This window comes from Streptococcus infantarius subsp. infantarius ATCC BAA-102, from assembly GCF_000154985.1.
Lineage (GTDB): Bacteria > Bacillota > Bacilli > Lactobacillales > Streptococcaceae > Streptococcus > Streptococcus infantarius.
The window spans coordinates 36,823-59,189 of the sequence record NZ_DS572691.1; the positions used below are offsets into that span (position 1 = coordinate 36,823).

Below are 22,367 nucleotides of genomic sequence, written 5' to 3' on the forward strand. Positions count from 1 at the left end.
ATGTTAGTAATAACTTTATTGTTAGGAGTTATCGGAGTTGCTTTGTTGGTATACCTTTTATCAAAAATTGCAAAGCTAACTGATGATTTATCACAAAAAATGGACGATAATGCAGATAATTTATCTGACCAAGTCTCTTATCAACTTGATTTAGCTCAAAAAGATCAGGTCTTGGCTTTGAATAATCAGCTTAATCGTCTGCAAAATGATTTATACACACAATTAAATGATATTCGCGATGTGCTTCATAAAAGTTTAAGCGAGAACCGCGACCGTTCTGACCAACGCCTAGAAATCATTAACCGTAATTTGACAAATTCTGTCAAAGAAATGCAAGCGTCTAATGAAAAACGCTTAGAAGAGATGCGTCAAACCGTTGAAGAAAAGCTAGAGCAGACCTTGCAGAATCGTTTGAAAGCTTCCTTTGAGACAGTTTCAAAACAATTAGAATCTGTTAATCAAGGTTTGGGTGAGATGAAAACAGTCGCTCAGGATGTTGGTACCTTGAACAAAGTGCTTTCTAATACGAAAACGCGTGGTATTCTCGGTGAATTGCAATTAGGGCAAATTATCGAAGATATCATGACGCCAAGTCAGTACGAACGTGAAGTTCCGACCGTTTCTGGCTCAAGCGAACGCGTGGAATATGCCATCAAACTCCCAGGAGTTGAAGACGATGGCTATGTTTATTTGCCAATCGATTCAAAATTCCCGTTGGAAGATTATTATCGTTTAGAAGATGCTTATGAAAGTGGTGATAAGGAACAAGTTGAACTTTATCGTAAGTCACTTCTAAATAGTATCAAGCGCTTTGCTAAAGATATCAATAAAAAATACTTAAATCCACCTGAGACAACTAATTTCGGTATTATGTTTTTACCGACAGAAGGATTATATTCAGAAGTGGTTCGCAATGCTAGCTTCTTTGATAGCTTGCGACGTGATGAGAATATTGTTGTGGCAGGCCCATCAACGCTATCAGCTCTATTAAATTCGCTTGCTGTCGGATTCAAAACTCTTAATATTCAGAAAAATGCGAACGATATCAGCAAGATTCTAGGGAATGTTAAGGTGGAATTTGAGAAATTTGGCAACATGCTTGTTAAAGCTCAAAAACAAATTAACACTGCGAATAATACCTTGGATAGCCTGATTTCCACACGAACAAATGCAATTATCCGTGCGTTGAATACAGTAGAATCTTACCAAGATCAAGCGACAAAAAGCTTGCTTAACCTCCCACCATTAGAAGAAGAGGACAATCATGAAAATTAGTCAAATGAAAAAAGACGAACTCTTTGAAGGGTTCTACTTGATAAAATCTGCAGAACTTCGTAAGACAAGAGCTGGTAAAGATTACATCGCCTTCACCTTCCAAGATGATAGTGGTGAAATCTCAGGAAATCTTTGGGATGCTCAGCCTTATAACGTTGAAGAATACACTGCAGGTAAAGTTGTTTATATGAAAGGACGTCGTGAGGTCTATAACGGCACACCTCAAGTGAACCAAATTACGCTACGTAATACACGAGAAGGTGAGCCAAATGACCCACGCGATTTCAAAGAAAAATCACCTGTTGATGTTCTTGATGTTAAAGAATATCTTGAACAGATGATGTTTAAAATTGAAAATGCGGTTTGGCAACGTGTGGTCCGTGCACTTTATCGCAAATACGACAAAGAATTCTTTACATATCCAGCTGCTAAAACCAACCACCATGCTTTTGAATCAGGCCTAGCCTACCATACAGCAACTATGGTTCGTTTAGCAGATGCGATTGGTGATGTTTATCCGCAGCTTAATAAGAGTTTGCTTTACGCTGGTATTATGCTTCATGACTTGGCTAAAGTTATTGAATTGACAGGTCCAGACAATACAGAGTATACAGTTCGAGGTAATCTAATCGGTCATATTGCTTTGATTGATGAAGAAATTACAAAAGTTTTGACAGAGTTAAATATTGATGATACGAAAGAAGATGTTATTATTCTCCGTCATGTTGTCTTAAGTCACCATGGTTTACTGGAATATGGTAGTCCAGTTCGTCCACGTGTCATGGAAGCAGAAATTATTCACATGATTGATAATATCGATGCTGAAATGATGATGATGACAACAGCTTTGAGCCGTATTGATGAAGGCGAAATGACAAATCGTATCTTTGCTATGGACAACCGTTCTTTCTATAAACCAAAGCTATAATTAATCGATTTTAGAAATTCTAATCGTGGTTCGCCCACGGTTTTTTAATATAAAAAAGCTATCCAGACGGATACCTTTGAATGATGCACAGTTGTATTATTTATTGCTTCGTATAGATATCTTGGCTTCCATCACCTTCAGTCAAAGTAAGTTGATTATCGTCTAATTGATAGGTTTTCATATCATCACCGATTAGGATAATCTGTTTGTCAACATTGACTTTTACTGAATCAGTATCAATTTTTTCGTCGTATTTCTTAGTTTCTAGTTGGCCAGTTCCATCCTTGATGATTAAAGTTTTAACTTCATCAAATCTTTATAAAACATAAGTTCCATCCAAAAAAGTTGAGATGCTACATTAACAATGTCTGAGCTAGAATAATTAGAGCTAGTTGTTTCGGTTTGATTTGAAGCAGTAGCGTTATTTTGCGCCCGACAAGCTCCTAAAAATCGTTGCTAGCATCAAACCAGCTAATTTGAACAGTTTTTCCATAATCAGACCTCCGTTTTTCATTGATTGAATCGTTGTGCAAATAGACTAAGGACCATTAATTAAACAAGAAACAATATTATTTCACTTTACGGTATCAAATCGAGATTATCAATTGCTTTATCATCTATGGTTTATTATTTATAGCTGTCTCTTCTCGCCGATGTTATATTATTGAAGATTTTTACTGTCAAAGGATAACGCTTACTATGTTGCTATGATAGCTTTTTTCCACATTTTAAGAGAGTTTATTAAAGTTATAAAGTACGTTAAATAACTCAACATTTTAATATTACGCTCTCAAGGATCCCTTTACATTAGGAAAAAACATAAAAAACGTACATTTTTTATTAAAATGTCCGTTTTTTTCGTCTTCTTATGTTATAATAACAAAAACAGATACTAAAAATGGAGAAATTATGAAATTACGACGTAGTGAACGCATGGTTGTCATCTCCAACTATTTGATTAACAACCCTTACAAGTTGACAAGTTTAAACACTTTTGCTGAAAAATACGAAGCAGCAAAATCTTCTATTTCTGAAGACATTGCCATCATTAAAAAAGCTTTTGAAGAATCGGGCATTGGTGAAATTGAAACTGTCACAGGGGCAAGTGGAGGTGTCATTTTTACACCAGGGATCTCTGAAGAAGAAGCAAGGTCGGTTATTGAAGATTTACGTGATAGTATGTCAGAAAGTAATCGTATCCTTCCAGGTGGTTATATTTATTTATCAGACTTGCTAAGTACCCCACGCATTCTACAAAATGTAGGGCGTATTATTGCTAATGCCTTTAAAGGACAAAAGATTGATGCTGTTATGACAGTTGCCACAAAAGGTGTGCCATTAGCCAATGCTGTAGCTAACATTTTAAATGTACCTTTTGTTATTGTTCGCCGAGACCTTAAAATTACTGAAGGTTCTACAGTTTCTGTCAATTACGTAAGCGGATCAAGTGATCGTATTGAAAAGATGTTCTTGTCAAAACGTAGCTTGAAACCAAATAGCCGAGTATTGATTGTCGATGATTTCCTTAAAGGTGGTGGTACAATTTCTGGTATGGTTAGCCTTTTGACAGAATTTGATAGTACATTAGTTGGTGTTGCTGTCTTTGCTGAAAATGCACAAGAAAAACGTGACCGCATGAACTACAAATCATTGCTAAAAGTTTCAGAAATTGACGTTAAAAATAACCACGTTAAAGTAGAACTTGGTAATATCTTTGACAAATAATCAGAAAGAGGCGATTGCCTCTTTTTTTGTATCTCTGAAAATAATGTTTCAAAACAGGAAAAACAAGCAAAATCAATTGACACGTTGCCAGTCTTATGGTATTATTATGAACGGTACTTTTTACTTTTGGTCTCTCCAGAGTGTACAGAGACGTGCTGACAAATGTTGCAAAGTACACATTTTAGATAGGGACTGTCACCAAGCGCCCTATCAACCAAAATAAAAATCTTACAGGAGAAAAGTAGATGCCTACAATCAACCAGTTGGTACGTAAACCACGTAAATCTAAAGTTGAAAAATCTAAATCACCAGCTCTTAACGTTGGTTACAACAGCCACAAAAAAGTTCAAACTAACGTATCTTCACCACAAAAACGTGGTGTTGCAACACGTGTTGGAACAATGACACCTAAAAAACCTAACTCAGCCCTTCGTAAATTCGCTCGTGTACGTTTGAGCAACCTTATCGAAGTTACTGCATACATCCCAGGTATCGGACACAACCTTCAAGAACACAGTGTTGTTCTTATCCGTGGTGGACGTGTAAAAGACCTTCCAGGGGTACGTTACCACATCGTTCGTGGTGCACTTGATACTGCAGGTGTTGCTGACCGTAAACAAAGCCGTTCTAAATACGGTGCTAAACGTCCTAAAGGATAATAAGAAGGGAGATAAGAAAGAATGAGTCGTAAAAATAGAGCGCCAAAACGCGAAGTATTGCCAGATCCATTATACAATTCACAACTTGTAACACGTCTTATCAACCGTGTTATGCTTGATGGTAAACGTGGTACTGCTGCATCAATCGTATATGATGCATTTGAACAAATTAAAGAAGCTACTGGAAACGATGCACTTGAAGTATTTGAAACAGCTATGGAAAACATCATGCCTGTTCTTGAAGTACGTGCTCGTCGTGTCGGTGGTTCTAACTACCAAGTCCCAGTTGAAGTTCGTCCAGAACGTCGTACAACTCTTGGGCTTCGTTGGTTGGTAAACGCATCACGTGATCGTGGTGAACACACTATGAAAGATCGTCTTGCAAAAGAAATCCTTGATGCTGCTAATAACACTGGTGCTTCAGTTAAAAAACGCGAAGATACACACCGTATGGCAGAAGCAAACCGTGCATTCGCACACTTCCGCTGGTAATCTGCAAGATAATGATACGTCACTTCGAATGCATTTAATTTGTTTTACTACTGGCATTCGAAATTTGCTTAATCAGAATTTATTTTTGCTTAAGTTGTATCAAATTTAATGAAACATCTTTAGAACGGGTAGGTCCTGCCTATCCGTTCTAAAAGTATGTTATAATAAAGTAGTAAACTAAATTTATAATAGGAGAAAAAAATGGCTCGCGAATTTTCACTTGAAAAAACTCGTAACATCGGTATCATGGCTCACGTCGATGCTGGTAAAACAACAACAACTGAGCGTATTCTTTACTATACTGGTAAAATCCATAAAATCGGTGAAACACACGAAGGTGCTTCACAAATGGACTGGATGGAACAAGAGCAAGAACGTGGTATCACAATCACTTCTGCCGCTACAACTGCACAATGGAAAGACTACCGCGTAAACATTATCGACACACCAGGGCACGTGGACTTCACAATCGAAGTACAACGTTCACTTCGTGTTCTTGATGGTGCGGTTACAGTTCTTGACTCACAATCAGGTGTAGAACCTCAAACAGAAACAGTTTGGCGTCAAGCTACTGAATACGGTGTTCCTCGTATCGTATTCTCAAACAAAATGGATAAAATCGGTGCTGACTTCCTTTACTCAGTAAGCACACTTCACGATCGTCTTCAAGCTAACGCTCACCCAATTCAATTGCCAATCGGTTCTGAAGATAGCTTCCGTGGTATCATTGACTTGGTTCGTATGAAAGCTGAAATCTACACTAACGACCTTGGTACAGATATTCTTGAAGAAGACATCCCAGCAGAATACGTAGATCAAGCTAACGAATACCGTGAAAAATTGATCGAAGCAGTTGCTGAAACTGATGAAGAATTGATGATGAAATACCTTGAAGGTGAAGAAATCACTGAAGCTGAATTGAAAGCTGCTATCCGTAAAGCAACTATCAACGTTGAATTCTTCCCAGTTCTTTGTGGTTCTGCCTTCAAAAACAAAGGTGTTCAAATGATGCTTGATGCGGTTATCGATTACCTTCCAAGTCCACTTGACATCCCTGCAATCAAAGGTGTTAACCCAGATACAGATGAAGAAGAAGAACGCCCAGCTTCAGATGACGAACCATTTGCAGCCCTTGCGTTCAAGATCATGACTGACCCATTCGTAGGTCGTTTGACATTCTTCCGTGTTTACTCAGGTGTATTGAACAGCGGTTCTTACGTTCTTAACACTTCTAAAGGTAAACGTGAACGTATCGGACGTATCCTTCAAATGCACGCTAACCACCGTAACGAAATCGAAACAGTTTACGCTGGTGATATCGCCGCTGCTGTTGGTTTGAAAGATACGACAACTGGTGACTCATTGACTGATGAAAAAGCTAAAGTTATTCTTGAATCAATCGATGTTCCAGAACCAGTTATCCAATTGATGGTTGAACCTAAATCTAAAGCTGACCAAGATAAAATGGGTATCGCTCTTCAAAAACTTGCTGAAGAAGATCCAACATTCCGTGTTGAAACTAACGCTGAAACTGGTGAAACAGTTATCTCTGGTATGGGTGAACTTCACCTTGACGTCCTTGTTGACCGTATGAAACGTGAATTCAAAGTTGAAGCTAACGTAGGTGCTCCACAAGTATCATACCGTGAAACATTCCGTCAAGCTACTCAAGCACGTGGATTCTTCAAACGCCAATCTGGTGGTAAAGGTCAATTCGGTGATGTTTGGATTGAATTTACTCCAAATGAAGAAGGTAAAGGATTCGAATTCGAAAATGCTATCGTCGGTGGTGTGGTTCCTCGTGAATTCATCCCTGCAGTAGAAAAAGGTCTTCAAGAATCTATGGCTAACGGTGTTCTTGCTGGTTACCCAATGGTTGACATTAAAGCTAAACTTTACGATGGTTCATACCACGATGTCGACTCATCTGAAACAGCCTTCAAGATCGCTGCATCACTTGCACTTAAAGAAGCTGCTAAAACTGCACACCCAGTTATTCTTGAACCAATGATGCTTGTTACAATCACAGCTCCAGAAGAAAACCTTGGTGACGTTATGGGTCACGTTACAGCTCGTCGTGGACGTGTTGATGGTATGGAAGCTCACGGTAACAGCCAAATCGTTCGTGCCTTCGTTCCACTTGCTGAAATGTTCGGTTACGCAACAGTTCTTCGTTCTGCAACTCAAGGACGTGGTACATTCATGATGGTATTTGACCACTACGAAGACGTTCCTAAATCAGTTCAAGAAGAAATCATCAAGAAAAATTCTGGTGAATAATTACTGTTAAAAAGGATGCTCAAATGAGCGTCCTTTTTTGTAATGAAAACGGTAATAATATTTGCAATTTTAGCGAAATAGTTATATAATAATAGCGTTGAAAGGTTGATTTGTGCCTACGTAAGTTAATCTTTTCACAATAGTGAGAGTTTGCTCTCAAAATTATATTTATTCGATTTTCATAAGGAGGAAATCACTAATGGTAGTTAAAGTTGGTATTAACGGTTTCGGCCGTATCGGTCGTCTTGCTTTCCGTCGTATCCAAAACGTAGAAGGTGTTGAAGTTACACGCATCAACGACCTTACTGATCCGGTTATGCTTGCACACTTGTTGAAATACGACACAACTCAAGGTCGTTTCGACGGTACTGTTGAAGTAAAAGATGGTGGATTCGAAGTTAACGGTAAATTCGTTAAAGTTTCTGCAGAACGTGATCCAGAACAAATCGACTGGGCTAATGATGGTGTAGAAATCGTTCTTGAAGCAACTGGTTTCTTCGCTAAGAAAGATGCTGCTGAAAAGCACTTGCACCCTGGTGGAGCTAAGAAAGTTGTTATTACTGCTCCTGGTGGAAATGATGTTAAAACAGTTGTATTTAACACTAACCACGATATCCTTGATGGTACTGAAACAGTTATCTCAGGCGCTTCATGTACTACAAACTGTTTGGCTCCAATGGCTAAAGCACTTCATGACAACTTTGGTATTGTTGAAGGGTTGATGACTACTATCCACGCTTACACTGGTGACCAAATGATCCTTGACGGACCACACCGTGGTGGTGACCTTCGTCGTGCACGTGCTGGTGCTGCAAATATCGTTCCTAACTCAACTGGTGCTGCTAAAGCTATCGGTCTTGTAATCCCAGAATTGAACGGTAAACTTGACGGTTCTGCACAACGTGTTCCAGTTACAACTGGATCAGTTACTGAATTGGTAGCAGTTTGTGAAAAGAACGTTACTGTTGATGAAGTGAACGCAGCTATGAAAGCAGCTTCCAACGAATCATATGGATACACAGAAGATCCGATTGTATCTTCAGATATCGTAGGTATGTCTTACGGTTCATTGTTTGACGCAACTCAAACTAAAGTTCTCGACGTTGACGGTAAACAATTGGTTAAAGTTGTTTCATGGTACGACAACGAAATGTCTTACACTTCACAACTTGTACGTACTCTTGAATACTTCGCAAAAATTGCTAAATAATCATTGAGTTGATCAGTTAAAGAGAGGATTTATTCCTCTCTTTTTTGTTTTCTGTAAACATGTTCTTTAGATTTCATGCGCTTGTAGAGGCTGAGGGACAAATTCTATTGATTTAACTACCTCTTTTACAGGTTTTGTGATATAATTAGCATGTATAAAAAATTTATAAGGAGTCCTATCAAATGGCTAAATTGACTGTTAAAGACGTTGATTTGAAAGGCAAAAAAGTTCTTGTCCGTGTTGACTTTAACGTGCCTTTGAAAGATGGCGTTATCACTAACGACAACCGTATTTCTGCGGCTCTTCCAACAATCAAGTACATCATCGAACAAGGTGGTCGTGCAATTCTTTTCTCTCACCTTGGACGTGTTAAAGAAGAAGCTGATAAAGAAGGTAAATCTCTTGCTCCAGTAGCAGCTGATTTGGCAGCTAAACTTGGTCAAGAAGTTGTCTTCCCAGGTGTTACACGTGGTGCTGAACTTGAAGAAGCTATCAACAACCTTAAAGACGGTGAAGTTCTTCTTGTTGAAAACACTCGTTTTGAAGATGTTGATGGTAAAAAAGAATCTAAAAACGATCCTGAACTTGGTAAATACTGGGCATCACTTGGAGATGGTATCTTCGTAAACGATGCATTCGGTACAGCTCACCGTGCACATGCATCTAACGTTGGTATCTCAGCAAACGTTGAAAAAGCTGTTGCTGGATTCCTTCTTGAAAACGAAATTGCATACATCCAAGAAGCTGTTGAAAAACCAGTTTGTCCATTCGTGGCTATCCTTGGTGGTTCAAAAGTTTCAGATAAGATCGGTGTTATCGAAAACTTGCTTGAAAAAGCTGATAAAGTTCTTATCGGTGGTGGGATGACTTACACATTCTTCAAAGCGCAAGGTATCGAAATCGGTAACTCACTTGTGGAAGAAGACAAATTGGATGTAGCGAAAGCTCTTCTTGAAAAATCAAATGGTAAATTGATTTTGCCAGTTGACTCAAAAGAAGCAAACGCATTTGCTGACTACACTGAAGTGAAATATACTGAAGGTGAAGCAGTAGACCCAGGTTTCCTTGGTCTTGATATTGGTCCAAAATCTATCGCTAAATTCGACGAAGCTTTGACTGGTGCTAAAACAGTTGTATGGAATGGTCCTATGGGTGTATTTGAAAACCCTGACTTCCAAGCTGGTACAATCGGTGTGATGGACGCTATTGTGAAACAACCAGGTGTTAAATCAATCATCGGTGGTGGTGACTCAGCTGCTGCAGCTATCAACCTTGGATATGCAGACAAATTCTCATGGATCTCTACTGGTGGTGGTGCATCTATGGAACTTCTTGAAGGTAAAGTACTTCCAGGTCTTGCTGCATTGACTGAAAAATAATTCTCAACTTTGAGAATAGAAGAGCCCTTTGGGGCTCTTCTTTTATTTACACTTGAAAAAGTAAACGCATTCCAGTCTAGCGAAAACGATTTAAAATGTGTTAAAATAAAGAAAATATATTGGGTTGTGGGTTATGAAGTATTTGAAAGATCTTTTATCAAATTATAAATTTGATCCGAGTAAGTTTAAGTTAGGGATGCGAACGTTGAAGACAGGTTTGTCTGTCTTTTTGGTTCTTTTATTATTTCATTTATTTAGTTGGGAAGGGCTGCAGATTGGAACGCTGACGGCTGTTTTCAGTTTACGTGAAAGTTTGGATAAAAGTGTTCACTTTGGCTTTTCACGTATTGTTGGAAATAGTGTCGGTGGTTTTCTATCTTTGCTCTTCTTTTTAATTAATCAATTTTTTCACAACGAATTTTGGGTGACTCTGTTTTTTGTCCCAGTATTTACCATGCTTGGCATTATGATAAATGTTTCGATTAATAATAAAGCAGGGATTATTGGTGGAACATCGGCACTTTTAATTATTACGCTATCAATCCCTGCTGGGGATACGATTTTGTATGTCTTTGCAAGGGTATTTGAAACATTCTGCGGAGTCTTTGTTGCTATACTCGTTAATTCTGATGTAGACATGGTTCGCGAGTGGTTGAAAAATAAAAATGAAAAAAATTGAGTCTTAATGTCATATTTCCTGACATATAGGGTTGACAGTTTAGAATTTTCAGACTATAATAATTATCGGAAGGAGGTCATCATGAAAGAAAAAGAACTCAGACGTTCCATGGCGGTTTTTCCCATTGGGACAGTAATGAAATTGACCGATTTAACAGCACGTCAGATTCGTTATTATGAGGATCAAGGGTTAATAACCCCAGAACGTACTTCAGGTAACCGTCGTATGTTTTCATTGAACGATATGGATCGATTGCTTGAAATTAAAGATTTCCTTGACGAGGGGCTTAATATTGCGGCTATCAAGCGTGAATACGCGGATAGACAAGATAAAGCACTTCAAAAGCAGAAGTCTTTAACTGATGCTGATGTTCGTCGAATCTTACAAGATGAACTCCGAAACCAAGGTCGTTTTTCGGCCCCATCACAGTATATTAGCAATTGGCGCATCTAAATAAGCGCCGCTCGGTTATTTCGGTTTTAAAAGGAGACCTAAATTCATGACTATTACAGCAGCTGACATCCGTCGCGAAGTCAAAGAAAAAAATGTTACATTTTTACGCTTGATGTTCTCAGATATCGCTGGAACATTGAAAAACGTAGAAATCCCAGCAACTGACGAACAACTTGACAAAGTATTGTCAAACAAAGCAATGTTTGATGGATCTTCAATCGAAGGTTTTGTACGTATCAACGAATCTGATATGTTCTTGCACCCAGATCTTGATACATGGATAGTGTTCCCTTGGGGTGGTGAAAATGGTGCTGTTGCAGGTTTGATCTGTGATATCTACACTCCAGAAGGTGAACCATTTGCAGGTGACCCACGTGGCAACTTGAAACGTGCACTTCGTCACATGGAAAAAGTTGGTTTCAAATCATTTAACCTTGGTCCAGAACCAGAATTCTTCTTGTTCAAATTGGATGAAAAAGGTGATCCAACTCTTGAAGTAAACGACCGCGGTGGTTACTTTGACCTTGCACCAACTGACCTTGCAGATAACACTCGTCGTGAAATCGTTAATGTTTTGACTGAAATGGGATTTGAAGTTGAAGCAAGTCACCACGAAGTTGCGATTGGTCAACACGAAATCGACTTTAAATATGCTGATGTTTTGAAAGCTTGTGATAACATTCAAATTTTCAAACTTGTTGTTAAAACAATTGCTCGTAAACACGGTCTTTATGCTACATTCATGGCTAAACCTAAATTTGGTATCAACGGTTCAGGTATGCACTGTAACATGTCATTGTTTGACTACGATGGAAATAATGCATTCTTTGATACTGAAGATCCAAAAGGTATGCAATTGTCTGAAACAGCATATTACTTCCTTGGCGGTTTGATGAAACACGCTTATAACTACACTGCAATCATGAACCCAACTGTAAACTCATACAAACGTTTGGTTCCTGGTTATGAAGCACCAGTTTACATCGCATGGGCTGGACGTAACCGTTCACCACTTATCCGCGTACCTGCATCACGTGGAATGGGTACTCGTTTGGAACTTCGTTCAGTTGACCCAACTGCTAACCCATATCTTGCTCTTGCTGTCCTTCTTGAAGCAGGTCTTGATGGTATTGAAAACAAAATTGAAGCACCAGGTCCAGTTGAATCAAATATCTACATCATGACTCAAGAAGAACGTAAAGAAGCTGGAATTCGTGATCTTCCATCAACATTGCACAATGCCGTTAAAGCATTGCAAGATGATGAAGTGGTTAAAGCTGCTCTTGGAAATCACATCTTTACAAACTTTGTGGAAGCTAAGAAAATTGAATGGTCAAGCTATGCGGCCTTTGTTTCACAATGGGAAATCGACAACTATCTAGATCTTTACTAAGAAGTAGTAGTAAGTAAGACAGCTTCTAGCTGTCTTTTTTTTTCCTAAAAAATACCACATTCTAAATAGAAAGCTTAAATAAGAGCTATTCTAATTAGAGAGAATGTGGTATAATGTGAAGTAAATATTCTGAATAATTAGACTATTTTAGTCTATTTTAGACTATTTGTATTAATGATAGGAGTAAGAGCTATGAATGAAAGTGCTTTGAGGGCGCAGCAGACAACGCTTTGGGATCCATCTTTTGAATCAGATGCCTGTGGGATGGGGTTTGTTGCACAACTCGATGGTGAAGCAAGTCATACTTTGATTGATTATGCCTTGACAATGTTGACACGTATGAATCACCGTGGTGGTACAGGTGCAGAGCCTGATACTGGTGATGGTGCCGGAATGTTGCTTGCTTTGCCAGATGAATTTTTCCAAGTAAAAGCAAAAGAAGCAGGTTATGATTTACCTAACAAAGGTGACTACGCTGTTGCACAACTATTTTTACCTCAAGATACTGAGGCTAAAGATAGCCTTCTAGAAGCAGTTAAAGCAGAAATTAAATCAGCTGGTTTCCATGTCTTGATGACTCGTGATGTGCCATTCAATTATGACAATTGTGGTCCAGCGGCACAAGAAATTATGCCAAGTTTTGTACAAGTTTTTGTTAAAAAACCTGATGATACTAAAGCTGGTCGTGATTTTGAAGACAAATTGTTCCGCTTGCGTCGTCAACTTGAAAAGAGCTTTTCATCTGATGAATTTTTCATCTGTTCTCTTTCAAGCAAAACAATTGTGTATAAAGGGATGCTTCATGCCTTTCAAGTAGGGCTATTCTACCCTGACTTGCAAGATGAACATTTTAAATCACACATTGCATTGACACACTCACGTTTCTCTACTAATACTTTCCCTTCTTGGGACCGTGCTCAACCATTCCGTTTCTTGGCACACAATGGTGAAATCAATACCCTTCGTGGTGCAGAAAACTGGATGCACAGCCACCAGATTGAAGTTTATAATGAAGAAAACTCAGATTCTGCCAAGTTGGAAAACTGTTTAGAGTACCTTTATCGTAATGGTCGTGATATTCCACAAAGTCTATTGATGATGGTACCAGAAGCTTGGGGTAACGAGTCAGGTCTTCCTGATGACCTTAAAGCATTTTATGAATATGCATCAAGTTTTGTAGCTCCATGGGATGGTCCAGCTGCTCTTGTCTTTACAGATGGTGACATGGTTGGTGCTCGTTTGGACCGTAATGGTTTGCGTCCTAGCCGCTACTCATTGACAAAAGATAATTTCTTAATCTGTTCAAGTGAATCTGGTGTTGTTGACCTTGAACCAAGTCGCGTTATCGAAAAAGGTGTGCTTGGACCTGGTAACATGATGTTGATTGACACAATTTCTGGTAAATTGATGCGTAATGAAGAAGTCAAAGCCTACTATGCTGCACAACATCCATACAAAGAATGGGTTGAAGAAAATATTGCACATCTTAATGACTTTGAAGCTTCAGAATTAACTCAAGAAACAAATGACATTGAAACAATGTGGAAAGCTTACGGATATAATGAAGAAGTTATTCGTACAGTTATCCTCCCAATGTCTGAAAAAGGTGAAGAACCTGTTATTTCTATGGGATTTGATAGCCCACTAGCAGTTCTTTCTAATAAGAGTCAATCTCTTTTCACTTTCTTTAAACAACAATTTGCCCAAGTTACAAACCCACCAATCGATGCGATTCGTGAACAAATTGTCGTTTCAACAAGTGTTTACCTTGGTGGTGATGGGAACTTCAAAGCTGATGGTGCTGATAACTGTGTCAAACTTAAAATTGATAGTCCAGTTCTTTCAAGCGAAGATTTTGCCAAAATCGCTAACTTGCAAGACGAACGTTATCGTGCAACAACTCTCTCAACAGTTTACGATGTTGTTGAACCATCACATAATCGTTTGCAACGTGCGTTAGAAAATCTTTTCAAAGCGGCTGAAAAAGCTGTTGATAATGGTAGCAAGATTATTATCCTTTCAGACCGCAATGTAAAAGAAAACCAAACAACAATCCCAATGCTTTTGGCTGTTTCTGGTTTGAATAACTACATGGTTGTCAAAGGAAAAGCTAGTCAATTCTCAATCGTTGTGGATACGGCAGAAGCAATTGAAGTTCATCATTTTGCTACTTTGGTTGGTTATGGTGCTGCAGCCGTTCACCCTTATGGTGCTTATGCAACATTGAAAGAATATGGAAAAGATGCAACTACCTTTGAAAAATATCGTAAAGCAGCTGAAAAAGGTATCGTTAAAGTTATGAGCCGTATGGGGATTTCGACAATCCTTGGTTACAAAGGGGCTCAATTATTTGAAGCAGTTGGTCTTTCAGACTCAGTTGTTAACAAATACTTTACAGGTACAGTAACACGTATCGGTGGATTGTCTCTTGACCAAATTGAAAAAGAATATCTTCAACGTATGGAAGATGCCTTTGGACCTCGTCGTGGAGACTATTTGCAAAGTGGCGGTATTTATCAATTTAAAGCTGATGGTGAATATCACCTCTTCAATCCACATACAATCTACAATTTCCAACAAGCTGTTCGTAAAGGAGATTACAAACTCTTCAAAGAATACACTGCTGAATTGGATAAAGAAGCCTTGTCAACTCCGACGACACTTCGTTCAATCTGGGAATTTAAATCAGATCGTCCAAAAGTTGACCTTTCTGAGGTTGAACCAGCAGAAGCAATTGTTAAACGTTTCAAAGTTGGTGCCATGAGTTTTGGTTCACTTTCTAAAGAAGCGCATGAAACAATCGCTGAAGCAATGAACTCAATTGGAGCTAAATCTAACTCTGGTGAAGGTGGCGAAAACCGTAATCGTTTCAAAGTGCAACCAGATGGTCGTAACTTGAACTCTAAGATTAAACAAGTCGCTTCAGGACGTTTTGGTGTCAATGCTGAATACCTTATGTCTGCTGAAGAAATCCAAATCAAGTTGGCACAAGGTGCAAAACCTGGTGAAGGTGGTCAGTTGCCTGGTCAAAAAGTCTTCCCATGGGTTGCTGAAATTCGTGGTGCAACCCCTGGTGTGCGTTTGATTTCACCACCACCTCACCATGATATCTACTCAATCGAAGATTTGGCTCAATTGATTTATGACCTTAAAGCTATTAATCCTTATGCTAAAATCAATGTTAAATTGGTTTCAAGTACTGGTGTTGGTACAATCGCTACAGGTTGTGTAAAAGCTGGTGCTGATAAGGTTGTTATCTCTGGTTATGATGGTGGTACAGGAGCTTCTCCTCGTAACTCTGTTCGTGATGCTGGTCTTCCATGGGAAATGGGATTGGCTGAAGCTCATCAAACATTGTCACTTAATCGCCTTCGTCAACGTATGACCCTTGAAACTGATGGTAAATTAATGACTGGTCGCGATGTTGCCATTGCCACTCTTCTTGGAGCGGAAGAATATTCATTTGCAAGTCTAGCATTGATTTCTATTGGTTGTGTGATGATGCGTGTTTGCTCATTGAATACTTGTCCTGTTGGTGTAGCAACTCAAAATCCAGAACTTCGTAAACATTTTGCAGGTAAACCTGAACATGTGATTAACATGATGATGTTTATGGCAGAAGAATTGCGTGAATATATGGCTGAACTTGGTTTCCGTTCTGTTGACGAAATGGTTGGTCATTCAGAAATCTTGAAAGCGAAATTCATTCCAAAAGGTAAAGCAAAATCGCTTGATTTTTCACGTATGCTTGGTACAGCTTATCCAATTGACCGCAAGACAGAAGATCCATTTGCTGAAGCACGTCAATGGAAAGAATTGGACGGATTTGCCAAAGCTGCTGTTGATAATGGCGCAAGCGTGACGGTTAAAGAATCAATTAACAATGTTCAACGTGCAGTCGGTGCTCGAATGGCAGGCTGGATGGCTGAACGTTATGGAAATGATACCGTTGAACCAGGTTTGATTAAATATGAATATACTGGTATTGCTGGTCAATCATTTGCAAGCTTTATCACACAAGGTATGGAATTAACACTAGTTGGTGAAGCAAATGACTACATTGCCAAATCAATGTCAGGTGGACGTTTGATTGTTAAGCCGCCACATGATGCCGCTTATGATGTTGAAAATTCACCAATCGTTGGTAACGTTGCTCTCTTTGGTGCGGTTAAGGGTGAAGCTTATTTCGCTGGTCGCGCAGGTGAACGTTTCTGTGTTCGTAATTCTGGTGCTAAAGTTGTTGTTGAAGGTGTTGGAGCACACGGTTGTGAATATATGACAGGTGGTGTTGCTGTTATCCTTGGAACAACAGGACGTAACTTCGCTGCTGGTATGAGTGGTGGTATTGCCTATGTTTATGATGTGGACGGTGATTTTGCCGAAAAAGTTAACCAAGAAATGGTTGATCTTTACAAAGTCGGTGAAACTCGTGGGGATGATGTCTTGGTTGATATGATTCAAAAACACTATGAATACACAGGTAGCGCTAAAGCAAAACGCTTGCTTGACAACTGGGCACAAGAAGTTGATAAATTCATTAAAGTTTATCCAACTGAATTCCATGAAATTAACAATATTGAATACGCACTTGCCAATACTGGCTTAGAAGGTGATGAACTTGAATTGCGTACCTTCGAAATTGCCACAGGTGGTGCAGAAACTGCTGCCGAGAAAGAAGAACTTCTCGCACAAGTAACAGGAGGTAAGTAAAATGGCTGATCCATTTGGATTTTTGAAATATGAACGTAAAGATAATCCGTTTCGTCCTGTTGCTGAACGCATCTTGGACTTTGAGGAATTACAAGTTCCGTTGTCAGAAGAGGACCGTCAAAAACAAGCCGCACGTTGTATGGCTTGTGGGATTCCTTTCTGTCATTCAGGTGCCTTTTATGGTGGAGGCCGAGCAGTATCAGGATGTCCTAACGATAACCTGATTCCTGAGTGGAATGATTTGGTTTACAAAGGAGACTTCAAGCGTGCCTTTGAGCGATTGAGCCGTACCAACCCACTTCCTGAGATGACAGGTCGTGTCTGTCCTGCACCATGTGAAAAAGGGTGTACAGAAGGATTAAATGGCTCAGGTGTTACCATTCATGACAATGAACGATTTATCATTGATACTGCTTTTGAAAATGGTTGGGTCGAAGAATCGGGTCGTCCTTCTCAGCGTACAGGTTTTAAAATTGCTGTGGTTGGTTCAGGTCCGGCTGGCTTATCGGCAGCATGGAGACTTAATAAACTTGGTCATAGTGTGACTGTTTATGAGCGTGGTGACAGATTTGGTGGTCTTCTCATGTACGGTATCCCAAATATGAAATTGGATAAGGAAATTGTTCAACGTCGTATTGATGTCATGTCTAAGTTGGGAGTTAACTTTGTCGCAAATACTGAAATTGGTCGCGATATTACTGCTGACGAACTTTTGGAGCAATATGATCGTGTGATTTTAGCAACTGGTGCTAGTGTGCCTCGTGATTTGGAAGTTCCGGGTCGTCACCTTAGTGGTGTTCGTTTCGCTGTTGATTTTTTAACAGAGACAACAAAAAATGTTCTTGCTTCAGGCAATAAAAAACTTGGTCGCACCTTAGAAGGTAAGCATGTTCTTGTTATCGGTGGCGGAGATACTGGTAATGACTGTATCGGAACTGCTGTTCGTTTGGGAGCGGCTAGTGTTAAACAACTTGAAATCACTCCAGAACCGCCAGAAAAACGCTTACCAACAAATCCATGGCCTCAGTATCCAATGATTAAACGCGTCGGTTATGGGCAAGAGGAAGCCGACTATGTTCAAGATACAGAACTGACAGCTTATGCAACCTCAACAACTGAGTTTATTGGTGCTGATCGAGGGCAAGTTATTGCTGCTAAAACTGTTAAAGTTGGTCCTGGTTTCAAACCAATCGAAGGTACCGAAGAAACGATTAAAGCTGACCTTGTCTTGTTAGCAATGGGATTCACTGGTGCTGAAAAATCACTTTTTGAACAATTTGGTGTCCAAAGTGTTTATGATGATTATTCAACTAACAACGATCGTGTCTTTGTTGCTGGTGATGCTCGTCGTGGTCCAAGTCTTGTCATTTGGGGAATCCGTGAAGGACGTAAGGCTGCTGAACAAATCGACCAAGGCCTTCGTGTCATGGTTGCTCAATAATGAATTAATCTAAGCGTTTAACACACTTTCTTGTTTTCAATCATAAAAAAACTGTCCATTGGGCAGTTTTTTTTGTAACGTTCATTTTGCAAATTGAGATTTCGTGAAATATAACGCTTACAATCCTTTATATCATTTGTAATATTGGCTTGCTGTACTAGTGTTCATAAAGGGAGGAAGATTTTTATGAATTATAAAACAAAATTAGTTCTAGCTACGGCGACATTGTCAGGTGCTTTGCTATTTTCACAAGTAAATGTAAAAGCAGATACTTATACCTTGCAAAGTGCTGATTCATTTTATAGTGTGGCGCAGATGTATGGACTGAGTGCTTATGATTTAGCAGCCTTAAATGGTATGTCGATTTATGACACTATTGTTCCTGGGCAAGTGCTACAGATACCTGATAAGACACCAATTGATCCATTTGTGACTAATTTGTTAACATCAAGTAGGAATTCTGAGGCAAGCCAAACTGATGTGCCAGCATCAAAGCAGGACAGCTCGACTAATACTTACCCTGTTGGGCAATGCACTTGGGGTGTTAAGCAGGTAGCTACTTGGGCAAGTAATTGGTGGGGAAATGCTAGCGACTGGGCAGCCAATGCCGCTTCACAAGGTTATGTGATTGGGACATAAGCTGAAGTAGGAGCTATTGTCTGTTGGACTGATCCAGATAGTTATGGGCATGTGGCTTACGTGACAGCTGTAAATGCTAGTGGGCAAATTCAAGTTTCAGAATCTAATTATGGCAATAAACAATGGATTGATAATTATCGTGGTTGGTTTGATCCAACAAAGAGTAACACTGCTGGAACAGTCAGCTATATCTATCCAGAAAGTTATTAACAAGATAGAATAAGTCTGGAAAAATTCCAGGCTTTTTTATTTCTGTGGATAAGTTGTTGATAAAAAGCTAGTTGATGTGATCAACTAGCTTTTTGATTATTTATCATCTGGTGTGAGAATCATTGGAATAATGATTGGTTCACGTTCAGTTTTTTCGTATAGGAATGGACGAAGCGCGTTAACGATAGCACCGTTAACAGATTGGATACTTGCATCTTTGTTTTTCAAAGCAATGCGGATAGCATTGAAGAGAACACGTTGACTTTCGCGAATAAGGTTACCAGATTCACGCATGTAGATAAATCCACGACTAAGAATGTCTGGACCCGCCAAAATCATTTGGCTATCAAAGTCAACAGTAGCAACGGCAAGAACAACACCGTCTTCAGATAAATCACGGCGGTCACGAAGTACGGCAGCACCGATATCTCCGATACCATTACCATCAACATAGATATCCTGGGCGTTAAAGTGTCCAGCACGACGAGCTGAGTTGGCTGTAAGAGCTAGCACATCACCATTTTCCATGATAAAGATATTGTCTTTTGGCACACCTGTGTCCACCGCTAAACCAGCGTGGATTTTAAGCATGCGGTATTCACCGTGAACTGGCATGAAGAATTTTGGTTTCATCAAGCGGAGCATAAGTTTTTGCTCTTGTTGTCCACCGTGACCAGATGTGTGGATATTGTTAACTTTTCCGTGGATAACTTCTACACCAGCTTCTTGGATAGTGTTGATAAGTTTGTTAACACTTGTTGTATTACCAGGAATTGGGCTAGAAGAGAAGATAACAGTATCGCCAGGTTGTAGTGTAACTTGACGGTGTGTACCATTAGCAATACGTGCTAGCGCAGCCATTGATTCACCTTGGCTACCTGTACACATAATCAAGATTTCACTAGCGTGGTAGTCTTTGATTTCGCTTGGTTCGATAAATGTTCCTTTTGGAACTTTGATGTAACCAAGTTCAATACCGTTTACAATGGCTTTTTCCATTGAACGTCCGAAAACAACAATTTTACGTCCTGTTTTAACGGCAGCTTCGGCAGCTTGTTGGAGACGGTAGATATTTGAAGCAAATGACGCAAAAATAATACGTCCATGAATGCCTTCAATAATCTTCATGATAGATTGTCCAACGACTTTTTCTGAATTTGTAAAGGTTGGAATTTCAGCATTGGTTGAGTCTGATAATAAACAGAGAACGCCATCTTCACCAAGGGCAGCCATGCGGTGGATATCTGCTGGCTCACCAACTGGTGTCCAGTCAAATTTGAAGTCCCCTGTGCAGACAATTTTACCTTGTGGTGTGTGGATAACGATTCCAAGAGGTTCTGGAATTGAGTGGGTTGTGCGGAAGAAAGTAACGCTAAGGTTTTTAAATGTTAATTCTGTATTAGCATTAATTTCATAGAGTTTAGCATCACGGAGAAGTCCGTGTTCTTCCAACTTTCCTTTGATAAGTGCAAGAGCCAATGGTCCAGCGTAGATTGGGATATTAGCTTGTTTTAAGAGAAATGGGATTCCACCAATGTGGTCCTCATGACCATGGGTAATAACGAGCCCTTTGATACGGTCAATATTTTCAACGATATAAGAATAATCTGGAATGACATAATCAATTCCGAGAAGGTCATCTTCAGGGAATTTGATACCAGCATCAACGATGATAATTTCATCTTTGTACTCAATACCGTAAGTATTTTTTCCGATTTCTCCAAGACCACCAATTGCGTAAACCCCAACTTCTTCAGGTTTTAAATTGATTTGTGACATGTTATAACTCCGTTAATTTAAAGACACCTGTTTTTTTTTCGTAAGCTAGGTGTTTATCTGAAAGAAGTTCAATGTATTCAACGTTGTAAGGTGTTTTTGCCTCTACAAGTTCACGAGTTTTGATACGTCCTTCAAGTTCGTTAGCTGCGTCAATTTCTAAATAAAGAGCTTTAGTTTGTTCGCGGCGTGGGTTACGTTCTTTTGTTTCTTGAATAAAAAACTTTATAAATCATAGTTTTTTCCTTTCTTGATATATCTGTGGTTAATCAAACTACACAAAACACGTCAACTAGCTTGTACATACTTGCTACTTGACCAGTTCTTATTAAATTTTTTCTGAGTAATTGATTTAAGCTTGATTCGTTGCAATTATTAAAATTATATCATAAAATAAGAAGTATAATCAAGTGAGGGAATTTAAATGATGAAAGTTTTAGCCTTTGATACTTCAAGTAAGGCTTTGTCTGTTGCCATCTTGGATGGTGAAAATTTACTAGCCGATGTAACGGTCAATATTAAGAAAAATCACAGCATTAATTTGATGCCTGCGATTGATTTTTTGATGAAAGCAGTTGATTTAAAACCAACTGACTTGGATAGAATTTCAGTAGCTCAAGGTCCTGGCTCATACACTGGGCTACGTGTGGCAGTTGCGACTGCAAAAACACTGGCATACACTTTAAATATTGAGTTGGTAGGTGTTTCTAGTCTTTACGCGCTTGCCGCTGCAGCTGATTTTGATGGCTTAGTTGTCCCAGTGATTGATGCTCGTCGTAATAATGTGTATGCTGGTTTTTACAAAGATGGTCAATCTCTTAAAGACGACCAACACATGAACTTTGCCGATGTTCTTGAAGCAGTTAAGGATGAAGAATCTGTTATGTTTGTTGGTGAAGTGGCTAATTTCAGCAATCAAATTGCTGAGAGTCTTCCGCAAGCTAAGGTTCTTTCTGTTTTGCCGTCAGCTTATGCTATTGGTAAACGTGGTCAAGAGTTACAACCAGTTGATGTGGATAGCTTTGTGCCAAGTTATCTAAAATGTGTCGAAGCAGAAGAAAATTGGCTTAAAACACACATAGAAAATCCAAGTGCAAACTATGTCAATCGCATCTAAT

At 39.2% G+C, this 22,367-nt stretch carries 15 protein-coding genes and 2 pseudogenes; 15 read left to right on the forward strand and 2 right to left on the reverse strand.

Annotated features, from left to right (window positions below; all coding sequences use genetic code 11):
• The 14 genes and pseudogenes from STRINF_RS04740 (at position 1) to STRINF_RS04805 (ending at position 19,473) form a co-directional block, all read left to right on the forward strand.
• Positions 1-1,275, forward strand: coding sequence for a DNA recombination protein RmuC (locus STRINF_RS04740; protein WP_006531897.1), 1,275 nt, complete (start codon positions 1-3; stop codon positions 1,273-1,275).
• The gene (locus STRINF_RS04745; RefSeq protein WP_006531898.1) at positions 1,265-2,203 is read left to right on the forward strand and encodes a 3'-5' exoribonuclease YhaM family protein; all 939 of its coding nucleotides are present in this window, start codon (positions 1,265-1,267) and stop codon (positions 2,201-2,203) included. The genes STRINF_RS04740 and STRINF_RS04745 overlap by 11 nt, the downstream gene beginning before the upstream one ends.
• Positions 2,204-3,112: 909 nt before the next feature.
• Entirely contained in the window at positions 3,113-3,928 is an 816-nt protein-coding gene (purR, locus tag STRINF_RS04750; RefSeq protein ID WP_006531901.1) for a pur operon repressor, read from the forward strand.
• 245 nt (positions 3,929-4,173) lie between these two features.
• Complete coding sequence (gene rpsL, locus STRINF_RS04755) at positions 4,174-4,587, forward strand: 30S ribosomal protein S12 (protein WP_003066537.1); 414 nt, start codon at positions 4,174-4,176, stop codon at positions 4,585-4,587.
• Between the two features lie 21 nt (positions 4,588-4,608).
• Positions 4,609-5,079: a 30S ribosomal protein S7 gene (gene rpsG / locus STRINF_RS04760; RefSeq protein ID WP_004233289.1), complete on the forward strand. Its 471-nt coding sequence runs from the start codon at positions 4,609-4,611 to the stop codon at positions 5,077-5,079.
• A 201-nt stretch (positions 5,080-5,280) separates the two neighbouring features.
• Positions 5,281-7,359 carry an elongation factor G gene (gene fusA, locus STRINF_RS04765; protein ID WP_006531903.1) on the forward strand — a complete coding sequence of 693 codons (2,079 nt, stop codon included), beginning with the start codon at positions 5,281-5,283 and terminating at the stop codon, positions 7,357-7,359.
• Between the two features lie 199 nt (positions 7,360-7,558).
• Positions 7,559-8,569: a type I glyceraldehyde-3-phosphate dehydrogenase gene (gene gap / locus STRINF_RS04770; protein WP_006531904.1), complete on the forward strand. Its 1,011-nt coding sequence runs from the start codon at positions 7,559-7,561 to the stop codon at positions 8,567-8,569.
• A gap of 182 nt (positions 8,570-8,751) precedes the next feature.
• Positions 8,752-9,948 carry a phosphoglycerate kinase gene (locus STRINF_RS04775; protein ID WP_006531905.1) on the forward strand — a complete coding sequence of 399 codons (1,197 nt, stop codon included), beginning with the start codon at positions 8,752-8,754 and terminating at the stop codon, positions 9,946-9,948.
• A 133-nt stretch (positions 9,949-10,081) separates the two neighbouring features.
• Complete coding sequence (locus STRINF_RS04780) at positions 10,082-10,627, forward strand: FUSC family protein (protein WP_006531906.1); 546 nt, start codon at positions 10,082-10,084, stop codon at positions 10,625-10,627.
• 81 nt (positions 10,628-10,708) lie between these two features.
• Positions 10,709-11,080: a MerR family transcriptional regulator gene (locus tag STRINF_RS04785; protein WP_015695674.1), complete on the forward strand. Its 372-nt coding sequence runs from the start codon at positions 10,709-10,711 to the stop codon at positions 11,078-11,080.
• Positions 11,081-11,126: 46 nt separating this feature from the next.
• On the forward strand, positions 11,127-12,473 hold the full coding sequence (gene glnA, locus STRINF_RS04790) for a type I glutamate--ammonia ligase (protein ID WP_006531908.1): 1,347 nt from the start codon (positions 11,127-11,129) through the stop codon (positions 12,471-12,473).
• Positions 12,474-12,665: 192 nt separating this feature from the next.
• On the forward strand, positions 12,666-17,183 hold the full coding sequence (gene gltB / locus STRINF_RS04795) for a glutamate synthase large subunit (RefSeq protein ID WP_043878347.1): 4,518 nt from the start codon (positions 12,666-12,668) through the stop codon (positions 17,181-17,183).
• 1 nt (position 17,184) lies between these two features.
• The gene (locus STRINF_RS04800) at positions 17,185-18,624 is read left to right on the forward strand and encodes a glutamate synthase subunit beta (protein WP_006531910.1); all 1,440 of its coding nucleotides are present in this window, start codon (positions 17,185-17,187) and stop codon (positions 18,622-18,624) included.
• Between the two features lie 186 nt (positions 18,625-18,810).
• Positions 18,811-19,473 (forward strand): annotated as a pseudogene (locus tag STRINF_RS04805) (CHAP domain-containing protein).
• Between the two features lie 96 nt (positions 19,474-19,569).
• Here the strand turns inward: STRINF_RS04805 and rnjA are convergent.
• Both rnjA and STRINF_RS09945 read right to left on the reverse strand, forming a co-directional pair.
• Positions 19,570-21,252, reverse strand: coding sequence for a ribonuclease J1 (gene rnjA / locus STRINF_RS04810; RefSeq protein WP_006531913.1), 1,683 nt, complete (start codon positions 21,250-21,252; stop codon positions 19,570-19,572).
• A gap of 1 nt (position 21,253) precedes the next feature.
• A pseudogene (locus STRINF_RS09945) lies at positions 21,254-21,485 on the reverse strand (DNA-dependent RNA polymerase subunit epsilon).
• Positions 21,486-21,673: 188 nt separating this feature from the next.
• On the opposite strand from STRINF_RS09945, the gene tsaB reads away from it, so the two are divergent.
• Positions 21,674-22,366 carry a tRNA (adenosine(37)-N6)-threonylcarbamoyltransferase complex dimerization subunit type 1 TsaB gene (gene tsaB / locus STRINF_RS04815; protein WP_006531914.1) on the forward strand — a complete coding sequence of 231 codons (693 nt, stop codon included), beginning with the start codon at positions 21,674-21,676 and terminating at the stop codon, positions 22,364-22,366.
• Position 22,367: the final 1 nt, after the last annotated feature.

Excerpts from the sequence above, each read along its gene's own strand:
- STRINF_RS04740 (WP_006531897.1), top strand. The coding sequence starts at position 1 with ATGTTAGTAATAACTTTATTGTTAGGAGTTATCGGAGTTGCTTTGTTG.
- STRINF_RS04745 (WP_006531898.1), top strand. The coding sequence starts at position 1,265 with ATGAAAATTAGTCAAATGAAAAAAGACGAACTCTTTGAAGGGTTCTAC.
- purR (WP_006531901.1), top strand. The coding sequence starts at position 3,113 with ATGAAATTACGACGTAGTGAACGCATGGTTGTCATCTCCAACTATTTG.
- rpsL (WP_003066537.1), top strand. The coding sequence starts at position 4,174 with ATGCCTACAATCAACCAGTTGGTACGTAAACCACGTAAATCTAAAGTT.
- rpsG (WP_004233289.1), top strand. The coding sequence starts at position 4,609 with ATGAGTCGTAAAAATAGAGCGCCAAAACGCGAAGTATTGCCAGATCCA.
- fusA (WP_006531903.1), top strand. The coding sequence starts at position 5,281 with ATGGCTCGCGAATTTTCACTTGAAAAAACTCGTAACATCGGTATCATG.
- gap (WP_006531904.1), top strand. The coding sequence starts at position 7,559 with ATGGTAGTTAAAGTTGGTATTAACGGTTTCGGCCGTATCGGTCGTCTT.
- STRINF_RS04775 (WP_006531905.1), top strand. The coding sequence starts at position 8,752 with ATGGCTAAATTGACTGTTAAAGACGTTGATTTGAAAGGCAAAAAAGTT.
- STRINF_RS04780 (WP_006531906.1), top strand. The coding sequence starts at position 10,082 with ATGAAGTATTTGAAAGATCTTTTATCAAATTATAAATTTGATCCGAGT.
- STRINF_RS04785 (WP_015695674.1), top strand. The coding sequence starts at position 10,709 with ATGAAAGAAAAAGAACTCAGACGTTCCATGGCGGTTTTTCCCATTGGG.
- glnA (WP_006531908.1), top strand. The coding sequence starts at position 11,127 with ATGACTATTACAGCAGCTGACATCCGTCGCGAAGTCAAAGAAAAAAAT.
- gltB (WP_043878347.1), top strand. The coding sequence starts at position 12,666 with ATGAATGAAAGTGCTTTGAGGGCGCAGCAGACAACGCTTTGGGATCCA.
- STRINF_RS04800 (WP_006531910.1), top strand. The coding sequence starts at position 17,185 with ATGGCTGATCCATTTGGATTTTTGAAATATGAACGTAAAGATAATCCG.
- rnjA (WP_006531913.1), bottom strand. The coding sequence starts at position 21,252 with ATGTCACAAATCAATTTAAAACCTGAAGAAGTTGGGGTTTACGCAATT.
- tsaB (WP_006531914.1), top strand. The coding sequence starts at position 21,674 with ATGATGAAAGTTTTAGCCTTTGATACTTCAAGTAAGGCTTTGTCTGTT.